Source organism: Paenibacillus sp. FSL R7-0272 (assembly GCF_037969905.1).
Lineage (GTDB): Bacteria > Bacillota > Bacilli > Paenibacillales > Paenibacillaceae > Paenibacillus > Paenibacillus polysaccharolyticus.
Window position 1 is genome coordinate 1745496 of the sequence record NZ_CP150221.1, and the last position, 24602, is coordinate 1770097.

General features: G+C 44.8%; 24 protein-coding genes. 17 read left to right on the top strand and 7 right to left on the bottom strand.

Translation table 11 applies throughout. The annotated features are described in order from the left end of the window. Nucleotides 1-47 precede the first annotated feature (47 nt). The 3 genes from MKY23_RS07705 to MKY23_RS07715 all read left to right on the top strand — a co-directional run bounded on the left by MKY23_RS07705 (nt 48) and on the right by MKY23_RS07715 (nt 3472). Nucleotides 48-1496, top strand: coding sequence for a hypothetical protein (locus tag MKY23_RS07705; protein ID WP_339836927.1), 1449 nt, complete (start codon nt 48-50; stop codon nt 1494-1496). 33 nt (nt 1497-1529) lie between these two features. Beyond that, nucleotides 1530-1802, top strand: coding sequence for a hypothetical protein (locus MKY23_RS07710; protein WP_339836930.1), 273 nt, complete (start codon nt 1530-1532; stop codon nt 1800-1802). Nucleotides 1803-2506: 704 nt separating this feature from the next. After that, nucleotides 2507-3472: a CPBP family intramembrane glutamic endopeptidase gene (locus MKY23_RS07715; RefSeq protein ID WP_339836933.1), complete on the top strand. Its 966-nt coding sequence runs from the start codon at nt 2507-2509 to the stop codon at nt 3470-3472. A gap of 112 nt (nt 3473-3584) precedes the next feature. On the opposite strand, the gene MKY23_RS07720 is transcribed toward MKY23_RS07715, so the two are convergent. Both MKY23_RS07720 and MKY23_RS07725 read right to left on the bottom strand, forming a co-directional pair. Beyond that, nucleotides 3585-5264 (bottom strand): ABC transporter substrate-binding protein, encoded by a 1680-nt coding sequence (locus MKY23_RS07720; protein WP_339836936.1) that lies wholly within the window; start codon nt 5262-5264, stop codon nt 3585-3587. Between the two features lie 398 nt (nt 5265-5662). After that, a complete protein-coding gene (locus tag MKY23_RS07725; protein ID WP_221787040.1) occupies nt 5663-7270 on the bottom strand; it encodes a response regulator in 1608 nt (535 codons plus the stop codon). Nucleotides 7271-7634: 364 nt separating this feature from the next. Between MKY23_RS07725 and MKY23_RS07730 the strand changes: the two genes are divergently transcribed. Next, nucleotides 7635-8579 (top strand): alpha/beta hydrolase, encoded by a 945-nt coding sequence (locus tag MKY23_RS07730; protein ID WP_339836941.1) that lies wholly within the window; start codon nt 7635-7637, stop codon nt 8577-8579. Between the two features lie 236 nt (nt 8580-8815). Here MKY23_RS07730 and MKY23_RS07735 read toward each other — a convergent pair whose 3' ends face one another. Next, a complete protein-coding gene (locus MKY23_RS07735; protein ID WP_339836944.1) occupies nt 8816-10627 on the bottom strand; it encodes a histidine kinase in 1812 nt (603 codons plus the stop codon). A 453-nt stretch (nt 10628-11080) separates the two neighbouring features. On the opposite strand from MKY23_RS07735, the gene MKY23_RS07740 reads away from it, so the two are divergent. From MKY23_RS07740 to MKY23_RS07750, 3 genes are all read left to right on the top strand, one after another. Then, nucleotides 11081-11938 (top strand): ABC transporter permease subunit, encoded by an 858-nt coding sequence (locus tag MKY23_RS07740; protein ID WP_186812220.1) that lies wholly within the window; start codon nt 11081-11083, stop codon nt 11936-11938. A gap of 19 nt (nt 11939-11957) precedes the next feature. Then, the gene (locus MKY23_RS07745) at nt 11958-12830 is read left to right on the top strand and encodes a carbohydrate ABC transporter permease (protein WP_090921935.1); all 873 of its coding nucleotides are present in this window, start codon (nt 11958-11960) and stop codon (nt 12828-12830) included. A 1171-nt stretch (nt 12831-14001) separates the two neighbouring features. Beyond that, nucleotides 14002-14643, top strand: a complete 642-nt coding sequence (locus MKY23_RS07750) for a FusB/FusC family EF-G-binding protein (RefSeq protein ID WP_339836948.1) — start codon at nt 14002-14004, stop codon at nt 14641-14643. 252 nt (nt 14644-14895) lie between these two features. Here the strand turns inward: MKY23_RS07750 and MKY23_RS07755 are convergent, their stop codons facing one another. Further along, nucleotides 14896-15492 carry an NAD(P)H oxidoreductase gene (locus MKY23_RS07755; protein WP_339836951.1) on the bottom strand — a complete coding sequence of 199 codons (597 nt, stop codon included), beginning with the start codon at nt 15490-15492 and terminating at the stop codon, nt 14896-14898. A 202-nt stretch (nt 15493-15694) separates the two neighbouring features. Between MKY23_RS07755 and MKY23_RS07760 the strand changes: the two genes are divergently transcribed. The 5 genes from MKY23_RS07760 to MKY23_RS07780 all read left to right on the top strand — a co-directional run bounded on the left by MKY23_RS07760 (nt 15695) and on the right by MKY23_RS07780 (nt 19232). Continuing rightward, complete coding sequence (locus MKY23_RS07760) at nt 15695-16069, top strand: helix-turn-helix domain-containing protein (RefSeq protein WP_090922282.1); 375 nt, start codon at nt 15695-15697, stop codon at nt 16067-16069. 117 nt (nt 16070-16186) lie between these two features. Continuing rightward, on the top strand, nt 16187-17311 hold the full coding sequence (locus MKY23_RS07765; RefSeq protein ID WP_339836955.1) for a hypothetical protein: 1125 nt from the start codon (nt 16187-16189) through the stop codon (nt 17309-17311). Between the two features lie 151 nt (nt 17312-17462). Continuing rightward, nucleotides 17463-17795, top strand: a complete 333-nt coding sequence (locus MKY23_RS07770; protein WP_339836958.1) for a hypothetical protein — start codon at nt 17463-17465, stop codon at nt 17793-17795. Nucleotides 17796-17853: 58 nt separating this feature from the next. Continuing rightward, nucleotides 17854-18372: a hypothetical protein gene (locus MKY23_RS07775; protein ID WP_339836963.1), complete on the top strand. Its 519-nt coding sequence runs from the start codon at nt 17854-17856 to the stop codon at nt 18370-18372. Continuing rightward, nucleotides 18369-19232 (top strand): DUF4085 family protein, encoded by an 864-nt coding sequence (locus MKY23_RS07780; protein WP_221787020.1) that lies wholly within the window; start codon nt 18369-18371, stop codon nt 19230-19232. Before MKY23_RS07775 ends, MKY23_RS07780 begins: the two co-directional genes overlap by 4 nt. 111 nt (nt 19233-19343) lie before the next feature. Here the strand turns inward: MKY23_RS07780 and MKY23_RS07785 are convergent, their stop codons facing one another. Both MKY23_RS07785 and MKY23_RS07790 read right to left on the bottom strand, forming a co-directional pair. Continuing rightward, on the bottom strand, nt 19344-20423 hold the full coding sequence (locus tag MKY23_RS07785; protein ID WP_221787019.1) for an anti sigma factor C-terminal domain-containing protein: 1080 nt from the start codon (nt 20421-20423) through the stop codon (nt 19344-19346). Further along, nucleotides 20420-20932: a sigma-70 family RNA polymerase sigma factor gene (locus tag MKY23_RS07790; protein ID WP_221787018.1), complete on the bottom strand. Its 513-nt coding sequence runs from the start codon at nt 20930-20932 to the stop codon at nt 20420-20422. The genes MKY23_RS07785 and MKY23_RS07790 overlap by 4 nt, the downstream gene beginning before the upstream one ends. Before the next feature lie 143 nt (nt 20933-21075). On the opposite strand from MKY23_RS07790, the gene MKY23_RS07795 reads away from it, so the two are divergent. From MKY23_RS07795 to MKY23_RS07815, 5 genes are all read left to right on the top strand, one after another. Beyond that, nucleotides 21076-21288 carry a hypothetical protein gene (locus MKY23_RS07795; protein ID WP_221787017.1) on the top strand — a complete coding sequence of 71 codons (213 nt, stop codon included), beginning with the start codon at nt 21076-21078 and terminating at the stop codon, nt 21286-21288. 80 nt (nt 21289-21368) lie between these two features. Continuing rightward, the gene (locus MKY23_RS07800) at nt 21369-21908 is read left to right on the top strand and encodes an HAD-IIIA family hydrolase (protein WP_339836971.1); all 540 of its coding nucleotides are present in this window, start codon (nt 21369-21371) and stop codon (nt 21906-21908) included. A 28-nt stretch (nt 21909-21936) separates the two neighbouring features. After that, nucleotides 21937-22278: a hypothetical protein gene (locus tag MKY23_RS07805; protein WP_090921967.1), complete on the top strand. Its 342-nt coding sequence runs from the start codon at nt 21937-21939 to the stop codon at nt 22276-22278. A 12-nt stretch (nt 22279-22290) separates the two neighbouring features. Continuing rightward, nucleotides 22291-22578, top strand: a complete 288-nt coding sequence (locus tag MKY23_RS07810) for an SHOCT domain-containing protein (protein ID WP_186809575.1) — start codon at nt 22291-22293, stop codon at nt 22576-22578. A 14-nt stretch (nt 22579-22592) separates the two neighbouring features. Continuing rightward, a complete protein-coding gene (locus MKY23_RS07815) occupies nt 22593-23456 on the top strand; it encodes a phosphotransferase (RefSeq protein ID WP_221787014.1) in 864 nt (287 codons plus the stop codon). Between the two features lie 53 nt (nt 23457-23509). On the opposite strand, the gene MKY23_RS07820 is transcribed toward MKY23_RS07815, so the two are convergent. Next, nucleotides 23510-24595: an iron-siderophore ABC transporter substrate-binding protein gene (locus tag MKY23_RS07820; RefSeq protein ID WP_221787012.1), complete on the bottom strand. Its 1086-nt coding sequence runs from the start codon at nt 24593-24595 to the stop codon at nt 23510-23512. Nucleotides 24596-24602: the final 7 nt, after the last annotated feature.

Consider the following 24602-nt stretch of genomic DNA (forward strand, 5'->3'; position numbering starts at 1 on the left):
TAAAAATACTTTAATACATATTATTGGATTAGACAAGGTGGGAGAACATGACTTATATCAATGATAAGACGTATTGGACCATTGCTGATGAGGTATACAAACGAGATTTACCCTCAAACGGGTATAAAAACGAAAATCTTCCAGGATGGACCATAGTTGAGCCTGAGGGAGCAATGTTGCATGATACAAACGGTTCTGGTTTTGATGCTACCGTATTCTATAACGAAGAGCACAATCAAGTTATTATAGGCTACAGAGGGACTGAACCACCTGATCGTCCAATATGGAGCGTACTAACAGACTGGGAGACCGATTTAAGTGATGTTGTGGGGAATCGTGCTAAAAATCTGGAGAAAACTCACAATTATATGGAGCGGCATAAGGAAGAGATTGCGTCGTTACCTTTGCATCAACGAATGCCTTTTATTCAAGAAGAAGCAAGGTATCAGAATAATCAGTTTGTTCAGGCAATGAACCTGTTTGAGAAAGTGAAGGAGGAGTACCCAACTGCTGATATATCAACAACCGGACACTCGTTGGGAGGTGCTCAGGCGGAATATGTTGCTATTCGTAACGGAGTATCTTCAACAAGTTACAATCCGCCAAGTATTGTACATTTACTTCCCGATGACTTACAAGAGAAGGTTCAAAACGGGGATTATCTAAAAACGAATGTGGCCTATGTCCATCCAGGGGATACTGTAGGATCTGGAGTGAAGAATGCGGATCAGCATGTTGGCTCTACCTATTACATTAATTCGACCTTTGAAGAAGCTAATCGATACGAGACAATCCCTGTTTTCTTACCAAAGCGACGAGAGACTTGGTGGGAACAAGCGTTGTTCGGTAACAAGTGGTCGACTGAATTTATTCGTGTTCCGTCTATATCTGGAGAACAGAGTGCACTGTCCAAGTTTTTGGATTCCATGCTCGTTGGTCAGAAAGCACATAGTATGGATCATTTTTCATTCGATGAGAATGGAAACATTAGTAATCCATTATATACGCTAGATGGTCGACGCGTGGATGGCCAGCCTAGAGTGGAAAACTATTCAGAGATGATGAAGGCAAGAGAAAAGTTGAAGGCCGAAATGAACCTACTTTATGAGGAATATGGTCCTGTTGTTAGGGAAAGTTTAAGTAAACTTGTTACAGCGGTACTTGGAACCCACTCAGTAGATATGGCTAGACAGAACTCTGCGTATTATGTGGGTGATCGACACGGGAGCACCATACAGCTAACACCTGAGGAGCTTGCACATGCTTCCAGACAGATGCGGAATAGCCTACATGATTTTGCTAGTGATACCAATTCTTCAATTCAGATGTTCCAAGCTTATATATCAACCAGTGAGAGTCGGTCCTTTAATTCAATTGCCCACGATGCTACAGCGATGTTGGATCAAATTAATCGATGGTACCAAGAATCTATTACAGACATCGCAGATTATATTGAGCAGAAAAGACAAGATTTTGTTCTCGCAGATCAATCATAGTGTATCTTTAACGAACGTGTAGGAGGTGTACATATGGGAAGAATATCTGTTTCTTTGTCAGACTTGAGAAGAGCAGTTCAAAAGTGTGAACAGTTGCAGCAGAACTTGATTCAGCAAGAACAGCAGATGCAAAATATATATAGAAAGCTGGAAGAATGGAAGGGAGAATCTGCAATAAAGTTGTCTGAAAAAATGTCGAGGTTCCTTGAAGGGAGTACATCCAGATTAGCAGAACTAGAAGCGCACCAAGAAAGATTAAAACAGTATATCAGGAAAATGGAAGAGGCCGACTATGGATATCAATGATTAATCTGTCCCTATAGTATAGTGAACCCATAAGTTATGGGGGAGCGACCCTGATCTACACTTAAAACCCTGAGCCGAAGCGTGAATAACCGCTTCGGATCGGGTTTTAATGTTTTACTTTTCCCAACAACAAATTCTTACTTTCCACTCACCGACTTGAACCAATCATTCACCTCTTGGGTGATCTGGGACATCACGACTTTACCTGCATACCGGTGTTCTGGTTTCCTAAAGTTTTCAATCAGGAGAGAGTCATTAAAAGTATGAATCAATTTAATAGCATGTAACCCTCTAGGCAGGAAACTTTACAATTAATCGATAGATGTTGGAGGAGAGAAAACCGAAAAAATAAAAGTGTATATGAGCTTAAGAGAAGTGATTGAACAAATATGGGCAAAATTGATATGATTAATATAAAGTTGGAATATACAACTTCTAGCCAAATTTTTGCTGCTCATTGTAATAATGCTTTGAAAAAGAAAGTAAGCACAGGGGTTCGAGGAACTCCGAATACACATCAGATTCCAAATCCACTCTGGTGGAGTATAGATCTGTAGAGGAGGGAGAGTAGAATATTTCTTTGGAGTTATTGAAGCAGTTTGTTTAGACACAACTAGTTCATCTATAAGAATACATAAGATAAACAGGATGTTACGTAAGGCATAGTTAACGGTAATGGGAATGCGAGATTTTTCAAAAGAGGAGTGATTAAGCTGCTTTCTTTCTTCTATCAACGATATAAAACGTGGTTTTGGTTTGTTTTGTTTTTGGCTTTTGGGTCAGGTGCGGTGTCCAAATCTTTTCATTCCTCGTTGTGGGAAGTGCTGCTCAATGCTAGTCTGGGGTTAATATGTCTTGGGGTATTTATTGTCTTTCTTTTTCGTAAAAAGTCAATCGCGTCTCCGACTACGAACAAAAATGGTCGGTTAGTTGTAACTTTCACCATCCTTAGCGTCGTTGGGGGAGCAACTATTCTACCTTATATGATAGGAACCGTAGGAACTCAATTGACTGAACAATTCAGTCTTCCTCTGTATGGGATCGTTATTATTACGATTTTGAATGTCACATTTATGTCTTTTATTGCTAGTACGGTCGGACTTATTTTAGCCGAAAAAGTTCAGCTTGGTGTTCCTATTTTAAGAAGATTATTGTACTCAGGCAGGTTATCGGAAGTTTCAAAACAGTGGATTATTATTGCGATATTGGGCAGCTTCATCGGAACTTTTGGTATTGTTATGCTCGAAACGTACATATTTCAACCACATATGCCACAATTACCGTCAACTCCAACATTGGCATGGTGGAAAGGTTTACTGACTATTTTTTATGGTGGAATTGTCGAAGAAGTTCTTCTGCGTTTATGTTTAATGACGGTACTGGTATGGGGAATGGTGAAGATAAGTAAAACTCAAGCAAGCATTCCTGCGGCTATATACTGGATCGCCATCATTATGTCTTCTGTATTATTTGGGTTAGCACATCTGCCAGCGACTGCGAGTTTGTTTGGAGAATTGACTCCAATATTAATTATTAGAGCAATTATAAACAATGGAGTGTTAGGAATTCTGTTTGGTTATTTATACTGGAAAAAGGGTTTGGAATACGCAATTCTTTCTCATATGTCAGCAGATTTTTTCCTTCATGTCATTTGGGCATCTTTAGTATGATCGTTCTCCCGATTAATCAAAAAAACAAGCCGCGGCGTTAAAACTAAACCCCTTGGCTTGTTTTTTTGTTTCATTTATTTTGCCTAATACTACTTTTCACAACAACAAATTCTTACTTCCCACTCACAGACTTGAACCAATCATTTACCTCTTGGGTGATCTGGTCGCCGCCGTTGGATTTCCAGTTAGCTACGAATTGGTCGAATGCATCGATTGGCAGTTTGCCGTAGATGATTTTGTTGAAGGTTTCGAGCTCGGACTGACGGAGCAGGTTCCACTTGGATACCATGGTTGGTGTGGCTGCGCCTGTGAAATAGTTTTGTTTGCGGATGTCGATCTGGGACATCACGACTTTACCTGCATACCAGTTTTCCGGTTTACGGAATTCAGCCATTTGTTTCTCGTAAGGTGTTTCAGCTTTCTCGCCGTTGGCGAGTTTCACGAGTGTTTTCATGTACAGATCCGGAATACGTGCAGGGCCGGTCAGGAACGGGAATTCGTTGGAGAAGTCTTTGATCTTCTCTCTGTCACTGGTCGGTTTACCGTCTACGATATCCCAGTCATAACCTTTCGCAAAGCCGTACTCGTACGGACTGCCTGCTTTCGGGTTCGCCAGGTTATCCAGCAAGTAGTTGTAGTACAGGAAAATCGCTTCAGGATGCTTCGCATCTTTGTTGATCATGATACTTGCGTTGACGCCGGAGTTCTGCCATTTCGTACCGATCTTGCCGTCTGGACCAGCCGGAACAGGGTAGGCTTTGTATTTCGCGCCAGGTACGTTCTTCAGCAGGTCTGGAGCAGGCCAGTCCGGTACCCAGTTTGCGCCAGGCAGAATGCCGGCTTTGCCAGCGGTCCAGCTTTCAGCGGATTTACCTTCGTCCCAAAGCGCGGAGTCAGCGTGGATATAGCCTTTTTCCATCCATTCAGCCAGCTTGGCAAGGGCTTGTTTCGCACCGGGGTTCACGGAGCCGTACTCCAGGTTGCCGTTTGCGTCTTTGTTCCATTGTTCTTCAATCGTGCCGTATGCACCGAACAACCAGTCGAGTCCACCCATCCAGGTGTTGGTGTTGTTTTTGAGCGAGATGGCCAGCGGGAATACTTTGTCTGGAGACAGACCGTCCGGGTTCTCGTTTTTGAATTTGTCCATGATGTTCTCAAGGTCTGCGATGGTTTTCGGCGCTTCCAGGTTTAGCTTCTCCATCCAGTCTTCGCGGAGCCAGAGCAGGGTATCGTCGTTATCCGTGTACTCCATGATTGGCATGTTGTATTTTTTGCCGTCCTTGGTGAACGGATACCACAGCTCAGGATGTGCTGCTGCGTGCTCTTTCAGAATCGGGCTTGCATACTTCTCGAACAGCTCATCAATGGCGATGAATTGACCGGAGTCGATCAGTTGATTCGTCAGTACCGCGTTCGTTGGCACGGTTACGAAATCAGGCAACTTCTCGCCAGACGCAATCGCGAGCTGCAGTTTCTGTCTGTATTGATCGTCAGTGGCCGGATACCACGTATCTTTGTGCTTCATGCCCAGCGTTTCGAGCATCCAACGGTCATGTACGTTGTTCTCTTTGGTATCGCCATGAGCGTATTTTTTCGGCATCAGCACGGAGCTGAATTCGATGGGTGGGTCGTATTTTCCTTTGGCAAACGCCGCTTCCGCTTCCGCAGAGCCGACAGCCTCTTGTGTATCATTCGTGCCTTTCTCACTGGCTGACTCGCCACTGCCGCATGCAGTGATGGTGATGAGTGCGATGACCATGAGCAAGGACCACCATGTTTTGAATTTGATCATTGTTCAATCCCCCTACGATGTATGATCTTTACACTGTAACTGTACCAAGTAGAGCGGGAGCGCATCTATATGAGTTTGTTAGTTTCGATAGGACTCTCTTAGTGAAAGTATAAAAACTTTGGTTATCGCAATCTATATAAGTTGAACTAAAGATTTTACACATTCCACTCCGATGACAGAAGAACCTTCCAATCGCTGTTATCCCCAGATTTTTTTCATTCCCTTTTTAAAGGGGGAAATCCGGTGATAAAGGCGAAGCTTATGCTTCCGATGTAGCTTTCTTTCAGAAAGCTTTTAGCTTCGCTTCTCCAGGTTTTTTCTGTCCTCTCCGTTCTCGTGTAAATGAATAGTTTAACTTATATATAAGTAACGTAATCAAAAGCGAACTGCTATTCATATTAATGCTGGTCTCGGTACTCTTGAGGTGTCACGCCAAATTGACGTTTGAACACTTTGATAAAATACGCCGGGTCCATATAGCCGATCTCCAGGCTGATCTCATATACTTTCTTGGTGGTTGTGACCAGCTTATGGCAGGCCCGATCCATGCGCAGGCGGGCGATATATTCACTGATGCCCTCGCCAGTTTCGATCTTATAAATCTTGGACAGATGCGTGGGATGCAGGTTCACATGATCTGCAAGCACACGTAAAGATACGTCGAGATGCAGGTTTTTATCCGTAAACTCCTGAATCTTTTTTACGTATTCCGACCGGGTATCCTTGACCTCGTTGGATGTGCCTTCTTTGAGTTTGGCGAGTACGCCGAGCGACCATTTGCGCAGCTTGCCGATGGTGGAGAAAACTTCGCCGCTCTGTAGCTGCTCGATCTCACTGCCCATGAGACCTGACAGGGTGAGCTTGTTCCGATGAGCCAGGTTAGTGAAAGCAGCGGTGATGAGAAAACCCGCCTCCATACAGTGTTCCCATGATTCGGACCATTTCTCGTCCAGTTCGGCGCAGACGGCACGGATTTTGTCTTCGGCGGCATCCCATTGGCCGCTTTCCAGCAGCTGAATGAAGGTAGGCGGTGTGTACAGCACGTCCAGCGGACCTTGTGCCGCAGGTGCTTCGACATCGGTGACCCGCATGACGAATTCACGCTCGTCCCCGACGATCTGGCGGAAATAGGCGGAAGCCTGACGGAAGCGATCGTAGATCTGTTCCGGGAAGGTGAACCACTCGGTCATGACGATGGAGAGGGAGCCTTTCAGAAACTGTTTTACTTTGGATTGAAGCTGAATGGACAGCTTCTCCAGAATGGTTTCTTTTCCAATATCGCCATTCGCCTCTTTCAATTGCAGCAAAAATACGACATACCCGTGCTCTTCCTTCACACCCCACACGTGCATAAACTCACCCATAATCTCCTCTGCCATGTTGATGATGGCATATTCGATCAGGGTCTGATCATGGCTGTCGTAGTGGCCGAACTCATTATCCATACGGACTAGCATCAGCGCGGCATCCCCGGTGTGGAAGGGCAGGTCGTAATTGTCCAGTTTGCGTTCCCATTCGCTTGCGGAGAACCGAATTCCCTGTAATGCTTCTAAAAGTAGGCGTCCACGCAAATGCGGCAAATTCTCGCGCAAAGTAAACTGCGTTCGCGACAGGGAACTGACAAGCGCCCATTCATTGTTTAGTTGGTCGATGGCTTTCTGCACGGCGCCGATCAGTTCGTCATCTGTTGGAGGTTTGAGCAGGTAGTCCACGGCTTCGTACTGGATGGCTTTCTTGGCATAATCAAATTCGGAGTAGCCGGATAAGAGGATGCATTTTATTTTTTTGTCCCGGATGCGTATGCGTTCGATCAGCTCTATGCCTGTCATTTCCGGCATCTGAATGTCCGAGATCACGATATCAATCGGATGGGTTTCAATGAGTTGCAGTGCTTCACGAGCGGAGTATGCCCGGTGAACCTGTTCGATCCCGAGCGTATGCCAAGGTTTGGTCATGGACAGGTTATCGACCCAGTGTGCTTCGTCGTCTACGATGATCATTTGCATGTTGCTTTGTCTCCTTGCTTGAGGGTTTACACGCTTCTAAGCTGACATGTGTTGCAAGCAGTATATCACACCCCAATCCGCTTCTCTATGGAAACAGTTCCGTGCACATCTGCGCTTGAAAAAATGGGATGAAGCATCAATGTTCTAGAATAGGAATCCGATGTATAGGGTGAAATTACAATTGCTTCATTCCTCCTTGAAGCAGTAGGATGGATATGTACGACTGGTCACCCAGTCTAGGGCGATCGCTCAGCAAATAAGGAACTACGGAAGTACATAAAGAAAAAGATGACAACGAAGAAGAAGAAAATGAAGAAAAAGAAAGAGAAAGAGAAGAGAGAACGTATCATTACGGGGGGATTTTGTGAGTACGACAAATCATTTTAATTTTGTATCGGACGAAGGAACTCGAATCCATGTGTATAACTGGCTACCAGATAGTGTCACTCAGGTCAAAGGAGTAGTACAGATCTGCCACGGCATGGCGGAGACGGCGGCCCGGTATGAGCGTTTTGCACTGGAACTGAATCGGAATGGATACATCGTGTACATCCATGATCAGCGAGGGCATGGAAAGACGGCAGAGGTTGTAGAGAACTTGGGGTATTTGGCAGATAGCGACGGATTCGAGTGGATGGTGCATGATCTGTATAAACTGACGGGCATCATTAAGAAGAAGTATCCTGAACTCCCTCTATTTTTGATGGGGCATAGCATGGGTTCTTTCGTAACGCAACGGTATCTGATGCTCTATGGCGAAGAATTAGACGGGGTTATCTTGTCGGGTTCTACACTGCATGTGCGCTTTATTCTTCATGCGGCTGCGCTGTTAACCAAAGAAGAGATTCGTCGCCGCGGCAGACGTGTACCGAGCCACCGGATGAACAAGTTATCCTTCGGCAAATACAACGATGCGTTCAAGCCTGTCCGCACTGAGTTCGACTGGCTTAGCCGGGATGCGGAAGAGGTGGATAAATATATCCGTGATCCGTTCTGTGGAACGGTATTTACGACAGGATTTTTCGCAGACTTTTTCACTGGACTCAAAAAGCTTGGGATCAAAAACAATCTAAATCTGGTGCGCAAAGACCTACCGATTCATATCTTCGCTGGAGACAAGGACCCGGTAGGCAGCTTTGGCAAAGGCATTATCCGGCTGTACAACGCCTATAAACAGCAGGGCATCGACAATGTGACCTACAAGCTGTATCCGGGCGGGCGGCATGAGATGCTGAACGAAACGAACCGGGACGAGGTTACTGCGGATATAGTGAGTTGGTTGAATGAGCGGATGAGCAAGAACGTATAGACGTAGTCGCAAATAGAAAAGGAAAGTTAAAAGATAGGAAAAGGAAAGCAAGAAGATGGCAAAAAGATACGAAGAAGATAGCAAGAAGAAGGAAAAAACGCCTTTACCGCCGCCACAATGAGCGGTTGGAAGGCGTTTTCTAGTGCGTACATTAGTGAATGCAATCGTTACCCGAGGACGTTGAGCAACAAATGCGGCGGTCCAGGGTAACGGATACTAGGTCAATCTGTCTTTAATCATCCGCCTGAGTCGTTCCCAGGTTCCTTGTCAGCTTCTTCGCTCGGAATTTCCCAGACGATTTCGGTGCGGAAGCCGCCGAGTGGAGATGGGCCGAACAAAAGATAGGAATGGTTTCCAAAGGTGTGAATCATACGCTGATACGTATTCCAGAGACCGCATCCGACTTCCTCTTGTAACGGCTCCAGCATTTCTTGGTTCAACGCTTCGTACTGCTCCGGCGTGAGACCGGGGCCGTCGTCATCGATATAGATTTTGCCAAAGCCATTCACACTCTCCCCGGTAATACGAATCTCCCCGGATGTATACGATTTTCCGACACCATGGATCACCGAGTTCTCAACCATCGGTTGCAACATTAGACGCGGCACCGACTGGGCAAGCATATGCTCCGGAATATCAATGTGATATTCGATTCGGCCGTTGCGTAGCTTCTGAATATCCAGATAGTTAACGAGCAGCTTGATCTCTTCCTGCAATGAAGAGGTTTCCCGTTCCATCCTGGTGGTGTAGCGATAGTATGCACTCAGGTTATGCGCCATAGATACCACGGCTTGCTCGTCCTTCATCTGCGCCATGTTGATGATATAACCGAGACAGTTATATAGAAAATGCGGGTTAATCTGTGCCTGGAGCTGCTTGAGCGTCGCTTCTCTGGCTCGTATTTTTTCCTGAAAGACATTTTCGATCAGGTCCTGAATCTGGTGAGACATGTCGTTGAAACGGTGGAACAAGAATGAAAACTCATTCTGGTTGTTGCTGTGCAAACGCACGGAGTAATCCCCTTGCTGTACGCGGCGCAGACCTTTAATCAGTTTCTGGATGGGGTACTGCACATTGCGATAGAGCAAGATGGACGCGGAAATACCCACAACAAGCAGCAAAATCATACAAACATAGAACAGATTCTGACTCAGCGAGATCGGCTCCAAAATCTGATACAGCGGCACGACATCGACCAGATGCCAGTCCAAATACGTGGATTTGACGGTGCTGACAAGATAGTTTTTGCCGCCCAACTCCACGACATCCTGTGTTGTATCTTCGAGCGAGTGAGTATCCAAATAACGGATCAGATCACCGGATAACTCCTTGTCCGCAGTGCGGTTTAGAATAGGAGTGTTGCCTTTGTGATAAAAGAATGGATCGCCTTGTCCGCCTGCTTTGTACGTGTCGAGCATATTCTGAATGTTCTCATGGCTAAAGCTGGCTTCAATGACCAAATTGCTGCCTGTGAGCATACCTGGTTGTGCTAATGAATCCGTATAGAACCAGTAAAAGGATTGCATGGCGTCTTTCGAATCGGTGGAATGATCCCCGTAGGTCCATTGTCCGCTCATATTTTTTTTCAAATATGCCTCATCATAACCCGTATCGCGGGTGTAGTTCGCAATAACCTCTTTGTTCTGCTGGGAGTACACCGCGTAGCGGGTAGGCCAGAGATCGGTTACGCCGGTCTGGAGCGTCATTTTCTCCTGAATGATGTATCTCGTCTGCATCTGGTCGTACTTATCCTGCCATAGATTCAGGCCATTGAAGGCACGTACATTCGGATCACGCGAAAGAATAAGGCTGAAATCCATCATCTGATTGATGCGCGAGTCGATCTGACTGGACAGGAACGTGAGCTGCTTGGTGTTCGAGACCTGCAGTTCTTTGCTGACGACATCGTACGTAACGTTGTTCGAATAGGTGTACATGATCAGAATCGGGATGAACAAAATGATGATTAACAGATTGATTTTGGCGAAAAGGCTGAAGCGGGATCGGATTCCTTTTTGAAAAACGTTAAAGCGCTCCCATGTATACATAAAAAGTCTCCTCTATATTCACATCTAACTATATTGATGGCCCTTTTTCTCACACGTTAACGGAGAGGGCAGAAAAAAACCGGAAAAGCAACGCGGTCGCATTTATCCCCGGATTTTCCCCTTGAAAAGGGAATGGAAAAAATCTGGGGATAACGGCGATTGAAGGTTTATTCTGCCATCGGAGTGTCTCGTGTGAGGAATGAATGCTTATCAATATAGATCAAACTAACAAAACCCTATCCACCCTAACAATGTTATATAGTCAGACCTCGGAACGGCTTGATACTATTTATATCAGAGAAGCCCAAGACACACAAAAACTTTTTTTGGGAACAGGAGAAGGTTCATATGGAGGCTAAAATGGAGGGTCAACGGCTCCCGCAGGCGAATGTCGGCAACAAGCTGGAAAAAAAGAAGAAAAAACGCTACAAACAGCCGTGGATATTGCACTTCATGGTGCTACCAGCGGCCATTATGGTCTTTATATTTTCATATATTCCGATGTCAGGTATTCTAATGGCCTTTCAGGATTACAAGCCCGCGCTGGGCTTCAGTGGTTCGGAGTGGGTGGGGCTGAAGCATTTCGAGTATATGTGGACCAATGATTATTTCCTGCAAATTACGTGGAACACATTATTCTTTGCCTGCTCGAAAATCATCATGAACTTGATTATTCCGTTTATCTTTGCGTTATTGCTCAATGAGGTGCGGAAGATGGCGCTGAAACGTACGATCCAGACACTGGTGTATCTGCCGCACTTCTTGTCCTGGGTGACGTTGTCCGGTATTCTGATCGACATTCTGGCACAGACGGGAATATTGAATCAGTTTCTGGTGTCCGTGTTTGGCATCAAACCGATTTTCTTCCTTGGCGATGGCAACTGGTTCAGGTTTACCGTCATTATCAGTGATGTGTGGAAAGAGTTTGGTTTTAACACGATCATCTTCCTTGCAGCACTGGCGGGCATCAACCCGGCCCTGTATGAAGCGGCTGAAGTGGATGGGGCGGGGCGCTGGAAGCAGACGATGTATATCACTATTCCTGCACTCATTCCCATCGGAATCGTTATTGCCACCCTGGCGCTGGGCAACGTGCTGAACGCCAACTTTGACCAAATCTTCAACCTGTACAGCCCATTAATCTATCAGCAAGCGGATATCATCGATACGTTTGTGTATCGCGAAGGTCTGCTCAGTGGTCAGTTCAGCTTTGCAACGGCGGTTAATCTGTTCAAATCGGTCATCAGTCTGATCCTCATCGTGATCTCGTACCGACTGGCGTACCGTTTTGCCGGATACCGAATTTTCTAAGAAAGGATGATGATGAACCATGTATCATAAAACGTTACCTTATCGCATTTTCAGCATCTTCAACAATGTGTTTCTGACCATCCTTTCGGTGCTCTGCTTGCTGCCGCTGTATCACTTGCTGATGGTTTCACTCAGTTCGTCCGCCCCTGCGAATGCAGGGCTCGTGACATTCTGGCCAATTGGATTTACGTTCGAGGCGTACGCCAAGACGTTTGATAACTCCAACTTCTTGTCCTCGCTCTGGGTATCGGTGGAGCGGACGGTGCTGGGCACCGGGCTTGCACTCATCGTCAATACGCTTGCGGCGTATGCATTATCCAAAGAAACACGTGTGTTCCGCGCACGTAATGTTTACTTGTGGTATTTTGTTATCACGATGCTGTTCAGTGGAGGCCTGATTCCGGGATATATCCTCATTTTGAAACTGGGCCTGATGAACACGCTGTGGGCACTGATCCTGCCGGGTTTGGTGGCGGTGTTCAACATCATTCTGTTGCTGAACTTCTTCCGCACGGTGCCGAAAGATTTGGAGGAAGCCGCATTTATCGATGGCGCAGGTCATTTCCAGTCGTTTATCAAAATTTATCTGCCCGTGTCCGTGCCGGTTATTGCTACCGTGTCTCTGTTCATGATGGTGGGGCACTGGAATGCATATTTCGACGGGATTATCTACATCCGTGATTCGGAAAAGCTGCCTCTCGCGACATTTATGCAGACGATCATCGTGCAGGGCGACATGACCAAGATGGACCCGCAAGCGATTGCGAACCTGTCCCAGCGGACCATCCGGGCATCGCAAATTTTCATCAGCGCACTGCCGATCTTGCTCGTGTATCCATTCCTGCAACGTTACTTTGTAAGCGGAATTGTGGTAGGGGCTGTGAAGGAGTAGGGAAGTATTATCGGAGCACCCGGTATAAATCTATTTAGTTCAACCGGTATACCATTGTGAAAAGAAAGCTGCCAAACTGGGGAAGGCCAGGGAGGCAGCTTCTTTATGATGTAAATATTTTCAATCTGATTAATTTGTTATAAGATAGTACCAATCCATGATGGAAGTGAGGTTATAGTTTTGATACCTCCATATGTTGTAGACCTCTAGGTACGTTACTGCTCATACCTTATTTTAGGTAAATCTAAAGTACGTGCCGGGGATGTTATTGTTCAAAGATAACGACGAAATGCAAGCATGGGAAATGCAACAGCTAGACAAGGATCTGGGTACATCGAAGAGAATTAAAAGAGATTTCGATCCTAGAATGAAAAAATTAAATGAGTATCGAAACCACAGAAAAACCAAGTATTATTATAATAACGAGGTTAAGTCCATTCGAAGACTCACTCAAAGAAGCTTTCGCAAACAATTCAAACAGAACATGCTTTATGAAGAATTTTATCGTCCAATACCTCATGATTATCGTACGTATGGTTGGTTGTCTTACTAAATGGAAAGAGAGAAGAAATTCTTTCTTCAGGCTGTCGAGAAAGTCTCGACAGCTATTTTTTTGTACATTTATACATCCAATTCAACACGCTACGCGTTAATATTTTGAAGTGGACGATATAGAATCAGGTTTGGTTTGGAAAACGAAATTGTAACGAGTTATGGCATAGGAGGAAAAGAGCATGTTTTTAGTAAACGGATTGATGGCATGCGGGTAGATGGGTTTATTTTAAAAGACGTGCCTATAGAATTCACTTCATTTAAGTACCATAATATTAACGGATTGTTAGGTTTGGACATACTTATTAAAGTAAATTTATTCTGAATTAGACAATTTCGAGCTGAATCAGTGAACATAAACCGCATTGCCCATCTCCCCCCATTCCTGCTATAATTCCCGTATATCGACTGCATTGGGGGTTATGACGTGGCAATATGGATGATGCCGGATTGCTCGTTCGCTAGAAAGCCTTACGCAAAGCCTGAATAGGGGCGGACTTTGTGTAGGGCGCGACAACATGAGATCGTGTGCCCTGGATAAGCAACATTAATATCATGGTTCAACCCGCAGGCTTTGCACCTTATTTGCTTGACCACTATAAATAAGGGGCTGAAGGCCATGCAAACACCATTTATTCATAATCATCAATATAACTATATTTATAAACAAGCCGAATTTTTGTTAAAAACGCTGCGCTCGGTCGTGGACCCCAAAGTATTGGATACGGTCCGCTACACCGTCAGTACGAATGCCGTAGGCATCTTCGAGGATCTGACGCTGGAACAGAAGCAGCTGTTGGAGCAGTTATCCACGTATGCGACGCCGCATGACGTGCAACTCTATCTGAATCAGCTTGAAGACTATCTGATTCCATACCCACAGGTTACAGCCAAGCAGATTCAGAAGTTGTTTCCAAAGGCGAAGAAGCTCAAACTTCCTTATCTGGAATCCATCGATTATATACACACCACGTACCTGAGATGGATCGATATTGCGACAAGCCGTTTGTTCATCGTGTACCCACACGAAGGCAAGTTCCTCGGGATCGAGGGACGAAGTACGCCCACGAACAAGAAGGGATACTGTATGTTCTGTCATCGCCATCAGGAACTTGGATTCTACAACGTGAAGACCAAGGCACAGTCGGCGGACAACTTTGCGTCCGTTGGTCAGTATGTGTGTATGGATGATAAGGCGTGCAACGGGAGCATTACGGATATTAGCATGCTGGAGAGATTCTTGCTGGCAACGATGAAATAGAGCTGGAGATTCGTGTGTAACGAATATACCCAAACTGGTCAAACAACGTTAGTATCGTAAAATAGCACAAAACACAGGAAGGGTCGCTCAGTTGAGCGGCCCTTTTTGATGTGTAATGCCGGAATGTTTTACTTACCATAACCGCTCTTGAAAAGCGGAAACAGGGGATTTATTTTACCAAAGGCGGAGCGGAATGTGAGATGTTTATTTTATATCGTGAAAGCCACAGATGTACCCTAACCATTAAACCATTTATGTTACTGACTGTTCGGCAGAAGCGCTAACATAGTTCAGTCCCAACTCATACGCCTGATTCAGCAGTTCCTCATAATGCTCCGGCGGTGCTTCTACGGTATTGTACAGAAACTCAACCTTTGAATTAGTCACGCCACAGTAATCGGCAATGCCGACATTGAGCAGGTTTTGAATCGAGTCACCGTAGTTGCGTTTATTCATCTGTTCTTCCGTCACACCGGAGAGAGCGATCCACAAAATCTGCTCATGATGCAGCTTGTTCGCACCATAGGCAAAACTGTTGTTCATGACGCGGTCAATATACCCTTTCAGCATCGCTGGCAGATGCCACCACCACAGAGGGAAAACAAAAGCAATTGCATCGTGTTTCTTGAGCCGTGTAATTTCCGTTTCAATCTGAGGGGAGAATCGCTGGTTATCTTGCGTATAGTCCGGTTCATCTTCTGCTCGCAGGATCGGATCAAAACCAATCTCGTGCAAATCCACGATTTCAGCTTGATGACCTGCTTCTGTCAGACCTTGAACGAAACGATCGGTGACCTGAAAGGTCAGGGAATCTTTGCGCGAATGAGATACCACTACTAAGACGTTCATTATCAATCACAACCTTTCTGGAGCTTGGTTCGGTAGCCATAGCTCCTCTGCTGATGCTATTATAAACAGAGTTGAAAACATCTGGAAGTACGCACTTTATTGTTCTATAGGGAGATGAAAGTACCCTAGGAGCATGAAATTTGAACGTGAAACTTAAATGTACCGACATGAGGCTCAGAAAGATATCGGAGGGAAGATCAAGATGGAACAAGGCAAGACAAATAACGGGGCTCCCAAGAAATATAGAGTTGGCGTTGAAGCAGCGCTGGAAGTGATGGGTGGCAAGTGGAAGCCGCTCATTATTTATCATTTGTTTACAGGGTGCAAAAGAACGTCGGAGCTGAAGCGGTTAATCCCCGAGATTACGCAGAAAATGCTGACCACACAGCTGAGAGCGCTGGAAAAAGATGAGATTGTGCAGCGTAAGGTATACTCCGAGGTTCCTCCGCGAGTGGAGTATGAGCTGACAGCATATGGATTGGGACTTAAGCCTGCGCTGGATCTTCTGTGTTACTGGGGGGAAGAGCATCTGGATAAGGTTTACGGGGATAAGTCGAAGGTGTTGGAGGATTTTTAGTTCCAGGGAAACGTGAAGGACAGGAGGTGAAGAAAAGGTATCGGAAGGCGCGCTTCGAGAGATACATGAGGAAATGGGTTGCAGATTAATACGCATCAATAGAGAGGTGTGAGAAATATGATTAATGAACAATATTATGAGAAGCTTAATCAGGACGCAATAGATAATTATCTGTTTTACAAACAAGAAGCTGAGGCAAAGGTACATAGAAGAGAGTATACAACAAGTAAGAGGTATGACATTATGCCCTTTTGGTTTGAACGTGAGGGACAAATCCTTGGAGAACTTTCGAACGAAGAGACAGACACCTATTATGAGTTTGATGATCAAGGCAGCTTGTTGATATTGGCTTGTGACGATCTCATTGACGGCTATACGTATGTTACATATAAAGATGATCTGATAACGACAAGAACATATGTTGAGGGCACATTGGATGGAGTTAAGGAATATTGGTTGCAGGGCGAGCATATCTATCGATCCGTAGAATATCTTTCTCGGTTTAATAAAATTAACGTTGAGGAATATATTTACGAGGGCGACCTGCTTGTGCAAGTCTACCAGCCGCAATATGAAAATAATGAATATTACGAGCATCTTGTTCGAACGTATTTCGAATATGATGACCACGGTATACTGCTGCGAGTGTTAGATGGAAAGCAAGGTGTGATCTATGTCAGAATGGCAGACGCAGAAGTTCAGACATTGCGGGAAACGGTGAAAAAGGAACTCATGTTGGCGGTGAAGCAAACCATAGATACGCTCTGTGACTCTCCATCGGAAAGTTCCTATTGTTTCTTATCCATCTACTTGCATGATGAAGTTCATGCAGTGTACTCGCCGATGTTCAACCCAGGTTGGAATGAGGTAAGAGAGGAACAGATAGAAGAAAAAGATGAGCATGATGAGTATTATTATTACGGACTCTGGAGTTCAGGCGACCATCCACTGAATGATCAACAAGAGCTTGAGAATCATGATCTGATCCAGAGGCTTCGAACTTTGATTATATATTGGCGTAGCAGAGGAGATTGGTTTGAAGAAGGCAAGCACTTGTGGCAGGAGGTTGCTTACGAGCTAAATGTAACGACCAACTGGCCTGAATACTCTAAACTCACAGACAACTTTGTTGTGTTTGTTGAATGGGAAGCGATGGATATCATGAATGGAGATTTACATGCAAGCATACCTGCGAGCAAGCTTGAGCTGTTACAGTTAGAAGACTTGGCACCAAACGTTTAATAAAGTGCAACTAAATATAACCTAACCAAAAAAGGGGGAATAACTCATTACATTCAAGACGATTTATCCAAGAGCTGTACTGCAATTAATTTGTATGCTAATGATTGTAGTTTTATTTTCTAGAAATGTTTTTTACGGTGAAAATGGTGTTATGAAATACATCGCTTTATTTTTTTTCGTCTTTATTCTAGGTTATATCATCTTTCTAATCTGGTGTTTGCTGTTCACCAGACCTAGCATTACGCTGGAAAGTGATCATATCATCTCTACCAAATTACAGAAATACGATGCATCTCAGATTGAGTGTATTTATATGAACTACAGACGAATCGGGTTTAAACGCTATGGCAAACGGATTGTGCCAATGGATTTATGCTTTTATTTTAAGGGAGATCAAGAAACCGCAGGTGTAGAAGCAGTCCGTGAATGGGCCGCGCGGAATGACAAAGAAATCAAACATAAATTTTTTCAATCCTGGGTGTAGACCGGCATGTCTGTGAATGTAAGGGGACGCTGAGGCGGGAGAATCTGGAGGAGTAGCCATGAAAACAATAGAGCAATTTCTAACGAGCGATTGGTACAAACAGGTCACGGCTGAACTTGTTCAGCTTAAACCTATGGTGAAATTTGTGGAACATGCTAGTTATGAGTCATCTATGTTGATGGATTCTTTTAGAGAGCGCAAATATGTTCTGGAGGGCTTTAACGGCCCTGCTCCGACCGAAGAAGAATGTGTGCAGTGGATTATGGAACAGATTGCCGAGGACAAGGACGAGATTATGTCTTATGTGGTAGCCAGGTTAGCGTTCAGTGAGCACTTAGATGATGATCCGGACGGAGAATTTGCTGATGGAGAAGAACTGGATGCAGGGGATCGGTCCGAAGTGGTAGAGGTGTTGGGATTTACGAGATCGGTTATCGCAAACACCATTATTGAGTATGATCTGGTGAAGAATCATCCGAAACAACTAACCACCTTTTTCAAACGCACACGCATTCCCGGCGCTGCCAAATTCGCATCACAGATTAAAAAACTCTACAAACAGGAGCGATGCCTATGAAACACTTAACAAAAGAGTGGTACGATACGTGCCAGCAAACAGGGCTTCATTTTGGGTTGAGAGTACATAAAGGCGCGGGGTCGCTGGATGAGGCTCTTTTCCAGAGACTGTACAAACGGAAGGAAAAAGAACATGTAAAGCAAGAGCGTGAGATATACGATACCGATCCACGTTTCATGCTGGAGAGTGATGGTCAAGTGATGACCCGTGCAGACAAAGCTTTTAGCGGGGAAGAGATCACGGCGGAAGATCAGATGGTGTATCACATGCCGCCGGAAGAGCGAGCGCATATCGAGAAGCTGATTGCGGAGTATGATGTCCGTCCTGCTTTTGATGTGAAGCAATGTAAAGACAAGTATAAAGAAGCGATGGAGTGGAACTACCAATACCATGCGGAGAAATTACCCGCGGACATCTTGAACCAGATTGCTGACATCCGTGTGTTTGCACTGGGATATTGCACGAGCGAAGTTATGCAGCAGCTTAAGAAAAAGAGTGCAGAGAATACCCAAGAGATGGAACGTATCGGACAAGAATACAGGGAAGCGATGTTGAACCAGATTATTGCGGATGATGTTCGCAACCAGGTACAATTTCACGATTGCGAGGTGACCGAACTATTGCACGTAGTCGATCTGGTTATTCGTTTTGACAACCGGGGAGGCTTCACTGAAATGAACAAACTCACGTTGATTGCACCTGAAATTCTTAAGCAAGAAGGTGAGGTTGTGGGCAGTCACTGGCTGTACCAGGAGCTGTACCGGATCGATAACGGGTACGAACTGCATGTTCTTTTGGATGGAGAACCTATGCCTGAATTGATTGTACGTTGTACAGATATTGTTGCCGAGACCGAGTGAGGGGGTACCTTTCTAGATTCGTTTGCATTATCAGTAACTCTTGTATGTAAAAATAGAGATCATGCCTGTTCACACCAAGGCATGATCTCTATTTCAATGGGTCATGTATGCTTAATCCCAATTCCATATTTCTACCCGGTTCAGATGCACATGCCGGAATTCCGGATTCTCGGTAATCTTCTGCAATTCACGTACGGGACCTGTTACAACAGCTCCATATACTTGTACGCCATTCTTTTTCAGATAGGCAAGTCGTCGCTGATCCCAATCAACACCGTTATAACTCAGGTTGCTGGTCATCCATTCCAGATCAGACATCATGGCTTGGATTTGTTCCTGCATCGTTCCTTCTGACTGTGCCTGGTTCTGATCTTCAACTTCTCTAGGAAAATAATTAAACCATCGACCTCCGCCGTCTTCCATTTCATAGAGCGGTTTAAGCGTCAGATGAGGAACATTATAGTCAAACATTCCTGCTCTCGAATAGGAAAGATTTTTTTCTTGCATTTCTCCTGAATAGATCGGCATCGCTGTTACTCGGACATCATACTTAGAGAGCAGCTGCATAAGTTGCTCAGGCGATTTTAGATTTTTCAATGAGATCGATATCTCGGCGACATGTCCGTCATCTATTTTACGAAGCCGCTTGGAACTGCTGTTTTCCTCCGTGTCCTCATGGGAAGGTTGGCCGTCAACCAAGTCATACGGAAGGTAAAATGGACCGGGTTCGTTACCATTTAAATAAGCACCTGTGCTATTCATCTTGTAACTGAATTTACCGGTAATACTTCGTTCGGCTTGAACCTCACCAGTGATCACTTCGGATGAACCAACGAGGCGATATACTTTCAGATTAGCCTTCTGTGTTAGAAAGGGAGTTACTTCAATTGTCTGATGAGGACTTTTTTCGACGCGCAGTCCGTCACCATGCATCTCCACCACCGAAATAATAGAACGCATCAACTCGTTCCGCACCTTGGATTGATCGAAATACATATGCAGAGCCGTGAGATAGACATGATAGAGTATAAATATTAAAAATAGAACTCCACCTGCGTTCAGGAAAATTTTCCAACGTGTTTTCCATACCATTCGTCTAAATTGCTTATGACTCCATTCCGGGCGTTGAGGTTCGAAATCATCTGCATGGAGTACATGCAGATCATCTGGTTCCGTTGGCTTGGACATCATTCATTCTCTCCTTTCATCTGTAACATCTCTTCTTTAAATCGTGCTCTGGCACGAAACAGAGTAACTTTGACTTGGTTCATATTCATATCCAAAACCTCGCAAAGTTCTTTGTAAGACAGCTCATTCATCTCGCGAAGCAGCAGCACAGTCCGATATTGTTCAGGCAGTTTTTTCATGACCTGTTGAATGAGTTTTATCCGTTCACGAGCAGCGAGCACTTCCTCAGGAGTACGATATGTATTCTCTACACTTTGTTTCTCCAGTTCCCGGCTCATTTCCATTTCACCGCGATGTTTTCGGTACCAATCGATAAATAAATGTCTGGCTACTTTGTATAACCAGGCTCGGGCATAGTCCGCATGTTTCGCTTTCATCGATACCATAGCTCTGTAAAATGTCTCTTGAACTAACTCCTCAGCCATTTCTTGTGATCCACACATTCGGTATAGATAGAGATGCAGGGAGGACTGGTACTGTTTGAATAGTTGGGCATATAAATCACTCCTCATTTCAGATTTCATCCTCCTTCATTTAAGACAACGGGTGGAGTTGAAAAATGTTACAATTAAATTGAATATTTATTAATGATATGAATTGAATTATGTTTTGTCAGGCACATAAGTTCATAGACACCAAGGAGATGTACACGACTATGGAGTTATTTACAGCGTTGATTGCCGCTTTTGTATGTATTATTAGCGTGCTCATTGTTGCAGCGGTTGTACGTTATGCTGTGGATTCGTCCAAAACATCAAGGAAACTTGATCTACTGATGAAGGAAGTACGTAATCTGCGCGCAGAAGTCAGAGGGCTTCAACATACGAAGGGCCAGGACAGTCAACATATTATCGATGAAAAAGTGTAATCGCTGTGTGAAGCGGTGGGACCTTTAAGTTAGTGAATAGCGATTAATACAATAACTTAAATCGGGAGTGAACAAACCTTATGACTGCAATTCCAAACGTTCAGGCTGTTTTTATTGACAGAGATGGCACAATCGGAGGTACAGGACATTTTATTCATCCGAGAGACTTTGAGTTATATCCGAATGCACAGGAAGCGATTACGCTCTTAAAGCAAAACGGAATGAAGGTTTTTGCACTCACCAATCAACACCGAATTTCACGCGGACAGGCAACGGTTCAGGAGTTTGAACAGCAGTTTCAGGAATACGGATTCGATCAGGCCTACATTTGCTCACATGAAGAAGAATGCGGCTGCCGAAAGCCTAAACCCGGCATGTTACTTCAGGCCGCGGAGCAGTACAATTTGGATTTGACCAAGTGCATCGTAATCGGAGACGTAGGCGAGACAGACATGCTTGCTGCGCATGCTGTAGGCGCGACTAAGGTCATGGTGAGAACAGGCTGGGGCGAATCCTCATTAACGAAGTTCAGAGATAAATGGGCTCAGACGGAGCCGGATTATATTGCAGCAGATATTTTGGAGGCAGTGCATTGGATTATTGACAATTTGAATGAGTAAATGTTCAGTGTATAAGGGGAGTGATGGGATGATCGCAAGAACATGGCATGGAGCGGTACCGCTGGAGAACAAGGAAGCTTTTCTGGAATATGAGGTTGAAACAGGTGTGAAAGATACACTCGCTGTTAAGGGAAATCGCGGAGCGTATCTGAAAGTTGTGGAGCAAGGAGACTACGCACACTTTTTCCTGTGCACCATGTGGGAGGATATGGAGTCCATGATGGCATTTGCAGGGCCGGAGCCTACCATTGCGGTAACTTATCCAAAGGATGAGGAGCTTGGTTTGATCTCTGATCCGATTGTCATTATACAGGAAGTAACCAGTGCAGATAGTCCATTTGAGGATGATAAAAAAGTACATAACATTTAGGGGGGAATGAAGTTGAAGGCATTATCCATCATTGCAGTTGTAGTATTTACATTGACGTTATTTTTCATTTTTGTTTTGGGACCCGTAGACGAGGCGGCTGCAGTAGGATGGGCATTTTTATCTATGTTTTTTGCCATACCTTATTCGATTTTTGTGCTTGTAAAGGTCAATAAATTAAAGAAACCCGTAGTTAATGTCCATGAACAGCTGTTACAATTGGGGGATTTAAAGGACAAAAATATCATCTCGGAGTATGAATTCGACCAGAAGAAAGAGAAGTTGCTTGCAAAGATTAGATAAAACAGGAGAAAGATATGACGAACAGCAACCCAAGCACCAAGGAGATCAACGAGCTCTTGCAAAAGCATAGCATTCACGAACACATCGTGGAAGTAAAGCAGCTGTCAGGAACGACGGCGGGGCGGGTGTTCAGGCTACTTGCGAGCTCGGGCGACCGGTACATTTTGAAATGGGATGATCCTGAGGACATTCGTGTTACATGTCAGTTTCTGAATACATACAGTGAAGTGATGCTGTTGCCAAAGGTTCTTTTTACGAGTTCGGACAACACTTATTTTGCATACAGCTTTATGGAAGGTGTGACTCATAACCATCGGGGAGCGAAGAAAGAATGGTTAACCCGGCTGGTGAAAGAGCTGTTGAATACATATGTACGTTTGCCGGATACAAGGCTATGGGGAAGAATGGGGTATCCACGCGAGACATGGAGGGGATTCAATCAGATTAGTATTGATGAGGCGAGAGAGAATCTTGGTGATGTGCTTACAGCGGAAGACTACAATCTGGTTCAATCAACAGTGAATCGTCTGTTTCATGAGGATGAGTCGGAGAGATTTCTTTTGCACGGGGATGCGGGTGTTCATAATATTGTGTTTGAGCAAAAGGAACTGATTGGGGTCATTGACCCATCTCCGATGGTCGGCCCGGTTCTCTATGATTTTCTCTATGCTTTTTGTTCCTCCCCCGATGACCTCGACCCGATATTGTTATGGGATGTATTCGGTCATCTTGAGCAGGTGACTATGGATAAGTTCAGATTGATGGAAGAAGCACTGGTTCATCTATACTGCCGGATCGGGCTAAGTAACAAACATCATCCGCAGGACTTGCCAGAGTATCTCGAAGCGTGGAATTTGTGGAAACGGTATATAACATAAAGCCAACCTTCGCTTGGAAGGTTGGCTTTACTTTTGCATTAAGGAAAACCATATTATTTTGTGAAGAATGGAATAGCCTCTTTTAGAATTTCTTCACCCGACAGAGGCCCCTTACCCAGTGCCCATATTTCATCATTAACAACGAGCACATGTTTATCTTTCACCGCTTTAATCGATTGGAAGGTGCTGTTATTCATCCATTTATCCAGGTCAGCCTTCGCCCCATAGATGACCAGATAGTCCGGGTTTTCCTGTACAAGGGTTTCCAGATCTACATCGGCTACGTCAATCTTGCCTGGCGTCTGTTGCTGACTGGACTTGTTCTCATCGAAGCTGTATTCCGCACCGATTTTCTCCAGCAGTGTTGCGATATATGAGGTTTTCATCCAGATGTAGAAGTTTTTCTCCAGTGCTTTCACGACGATAACTTTAGGTTTGCCCTGGATTTGTGCGTGGGTCTGTTCAATGTTCTGGTTCAGTTCATTCATGACCTGATCATGTTCTTTTTCTTTGCCAAGCAAGGTTCCCAGCATAGCAAAGTTTTGCTCCATGTCTCCGTAACCATTGGTATAGAGCGCGATGGTCGGTGCAATTTTCTCCAGATCCTCACGTATGGCTCCGTGCACATCGGCATTGGCGATAATCAGATCGGGCTTGAGGGAAGAGATGACTTCCAGATTAGGCTGCTGGTGATTTCCAACAAAAGTATAGTCCTTCACCTGATCTTTCAGATAACCAAGCACTTCCGCTTTATAAGAGCCCGCAATCCCTGTTGGCGTTACACCTAGGGAGACGAGTTCATCCGTGAAGGAGAAATGCAGGGTAACGATTTTTTTGGGCGAGGCAGGGAGTTTGGTTTCTCCCCAGGCGTTCTTTACAACAAATGAACCGTCTGAATTAGAGGTAATTGAAGGAGCCGTTGTTGTATTGGCTTCATTTGAACCTTGGTCTGAAGATGATGTTGCAGTGGAGGAAATGGACGCATTACCACTATCCGTTTTACTCGTGCCATTAGCAGAAGCCGCTGACTCCTTGTCCGATGTAACACCAGCGGTGTTGCCAGCCGTTCCTCCGCCACATGCGGTGAGAACCAGCACAAGAGTTAATATAATTACCATAAATAGTGATGTTCGTTTCATTGGGAAT

Excerpts from the sequence above, each read along its gene's own strand:
- MKY23_RS07725 (WP_221787040.1), bottom strand. The coding sequence starts at position 7,270 with ATGCAAATGATCATCGTAGACGACGAAGCACACTGGGTCGATAACCTG.
- MKY23_RS07720 (WP_339836936.1), bottom strand. The coding sequence starts at position 5,264 with ATGATCAAATTCAAAACATGGTGGTCCTTGCTCATGGTCATCGCACTC.
- MKY23_RS07785 (WP_221787019.1), bottom strand. The coding sequence starts at position 20,423 with ATGATGTCCAAGCCAACGGAACCAGATGATCTGCATGTACTCCATGCA.
- MKY23_RS07780 (WP_221787020.1), top strand. The coding sequence starts at position 18,369 with ATGAAACACTTAACAAAAGAGTGGTACGATACGTGCCAGCAAACAGGG.
- MKY23_RS07765 (WP_339836955.1), top strand. The coding sequence starts at position 16,187 with ATGATTAATGAACAATATTATGAGAAGCTTAATCAGGACGCAATAGAT.
- MKY23_RS07770 (WP_339836958.1), top strand. The coding sequence starts at position 17,463 with ATGAAATACATCGCTTTATTTTTTTTCGTCTTTATTCTAGGTTATATC.
- MKY23_RS07760 (WP_090922282.1), top strand. The coding sequence starts at position 15,695 with ATGGAACAAGGCAAGACAAATAACGGGGCTCCCAAGAAATATAGAGTT.
- MKY23_RS07805 (WP_090921967.1), top strand. The coding sequence starts at position 21,937 with ATGATCGCAAGAACATGGCATGGAGCGGTACCGCTGGAGAACAAGGAA.
- MKY23_RS07820 (WP_221787012.1), bottom strand. The coding sequence starts at position 24,595 with ATGAAACGAACATCACTATTTATGGTAATTATATTAACTCTTGTGCTG.
- MKY23_RS07800 (WP_339836971.1), top strand. The coding sequence starts at position 21,369 with ATGACTGCAATTCCAAACGTTCAGGCTGTTTTTATTGACAGAGATGGC.
- MKY23_RS07740 (WP_186812220.1), top strand. The coding sequence starts at position 11,081 with ATGGTGCTACCAGCGGCCATTATGGTCTTTATATTTTCATATATTCCG.
- MKY23_RS07775 (WP_339836963.1), top strand. The coding sequence starts at position 17,854 with ATGAAAACAATAGAGCAATTTCTAACGAGCGATTGGTACAAACAGGTC.
- MKY23_RS07710 (WP_339836930.1), top strand. The coding sequence starts at position 1,530 with ATGGGAAGAATATCTGTTTCTTTGTCAGACTTGAGAAGAGCAGTTCAA.
- MKY23_RS07815 (WP_221787014.1), top strand. The coding sequence starts at position 22,593 with ATGACGAACAGCAACCCAAGCACCAAGGAGATCAACGAGCTCTTGCAA.
- MKY23_RS07745 (WP_090921935.1), top strand. The coding sequence starts at position 11,958 with ATGTATCATAAAACGTTACCTTATCGCATTTTCAGCATCTTCAACAAT.
- MKY23_RS07735 (WP_339836944.1), bottom strand. The coding sequence starts at position 10,627 with ATGTATACATGGGAGCGCTTTAACGTTTTTCAAAAAGGAATCCGATCC.
- MKY23_RS07755 (WP_339836951.1), bottom strand. The coding sequence starts at position 15,492 with ATGAACGTCTTAGTAGTGGTATCTCATTCGCGCAAAGATTCCCTGACC.
- MKY23_RS07705 (WP_339836927.1), top strand. The coding sequence starts at position 48 with ATGACTTATATCAATGATAAGACGTATTGGACCATTGCTGATGAGGTA.
- MKY23_RS07790 (WP_221787018.1), bottom strand. The coding sequence starts at position 20,932 with ATGAGGAGTGATTTATATGCCCAACTATTCAAACAGTACCAGTCCTCC.
- MKY23_RS07750 (WP_339836948.1), top strand. The coding sequence starts at position 14,002 with ATGCAAACACCATTTATTCATAATCATCAATATAACTATATTTATAAA.
- MKY23_RS07795 (WP_221787017.1), top strand. The coding sequence starts at position 21,076 with ATGGAGTTATTTACAGCGTTGATTGCCGCTTTTGTATGTATTATTAGC.